1 rRNA gene is annotated in these 1501 nt (G+C 52.4%); it reads right to left on the bottom strand.

Going from position 1 to position 1501, the window contains the following annotated elements:
- A 23S ribosomal RNA gene (locus R7V76_RS16550) occupies window positions 1-1262 on the bottom strand; the annotation flags it as partial.
- Window positions 1263-1501 lie beyond the last annotated feature (239 nt).

The raw sequence follows: 1501 nt of genomic DNA, 5'->3' as shown, positions 1-1501 counted from the left end.
CGGTACAGCTTCACAGCGGTTTGGAACGCTCCCCTACCATTCCTTACGGAATCCGCAGCTTCGGTGGTATGTTTAGCCCCGTTACATTTTCGGCGCGGCGCCACTCGACTAGTGAGCTATTACGCACTCTTTGAATGGTGGCTGCTTCTAAGCCAACATCCTAGCTGTCTAGGCAGCGCCACATCCTTTTCCACTTAACATACACTTTGGGACCTTAGCTGGCGGTCTGGGCTGTTTCCCTCTTGACTACGGATCTTATCACTCGCAGTCTGACTCCCGAGTATAAGTTGCCGGCATTCGGAGTTTAACTGAATTCGGTAACCCTGTGGGGGCCCCTAGTCCAATCAGTGCTCTACCTCCGGAACTCTCAACCTCGAGGCTAGCCCTAAAGCTATTTCGGGGAGAACCAGCTATCTCCAGGTTCGATTGGCATTTCACCGCTACCCACACCTCATCCCCGCACTTTTCAACGTGCGTGGGTTCGGACCTCCAGTCAGTGTTACCTGACCTTCATCCTGGACATGGGTAGATCACCTGGTTTCGGGTCTACGACAACGCACTATGGCGCCCTATTCAGACTCGCTTTCGCTACGGCTCCGCCTCATCAGCTTAACCTCGCGCGCTATCGTAACTCGCCGGTTCATTCTACAAAAGGCACGCCATCACCCATTAACGGGCTCTGACTACTTGTAGGCATACGGTTTCAGGATCTATTTCACTCCCCTTCCGGGGTGCTTTTCACCTTTCCCTCACGGTACTGGTTCACTATCGGTCACTAGGGAGTATTTAGCCTTGGGAGATGGTCCTCCCGGATTCCGACGGGGTTTCACGTGTCCCGCCGTACTCAGGATCCACTCTGGAGGGAAAACAGTTTCAGCTACAGGGCTGTCACCTTCTTCGGCCGACCTTTCCAGGTCGTTCACCTACTGTCTTCCTTTTTGACTCCGTATAGAGTGTCCTACAACCCCGGAGAGCATGCTCTCCGGTTTGGGCTGTTCCCGTTTCGCTCGCCGCTACTCAGGGAATCGCATTTGCTTTCTCTTCCTCCGGGTACTTAGATGTTTCAGTTCCCCGGGTCTGCCTCACGCTACACTATGTATTCATGTAACATGTCCCATCCCATTACGGATGGTGGGTTCCCCCATTCGGAAATCCTCGGATCAAAGCATACTTACTGCTCCCCGAAGCATATCGCTGTTCGTCGCGTCCTTCATCGGCTCCTAGTGCCAAGGCATCCACCGTACGCCCTTCATACCTTGATCTAGCATTTTGGTATTCTAAGAACACACGTCTAATGACATGGTTATAAAAAGTTTGATGTCTTGTTGATGTCTTCAGTTTTCAAGGTGCGAGTGTCTCTATCGAGACTGAGAGACGAGCTCTCAAAACTGAACGATGGGCATGTCCCGTAAGGGACGTTTTCCTTAGAAAGGAGGTGATCCAGCCGCACCTTCCGATACGGCTACCTTGTTACGACTTCACCCCAATCATCTACCCCACC

Source organism: Exiguobacterium artemiae (assembly GCF_033342815.1).
Lineage (GTDB): Bacteria > Bacillota > Bacilli > Exiguobacteriales > Exiguobacteriaceae > Exiguobacterium_A > Exiguobacterium_A artemiae_A.
Note: the sequence above shows the minus strand (reverse complement) of the source record. Positions and strands in the feature narration are given on the sequence as shown.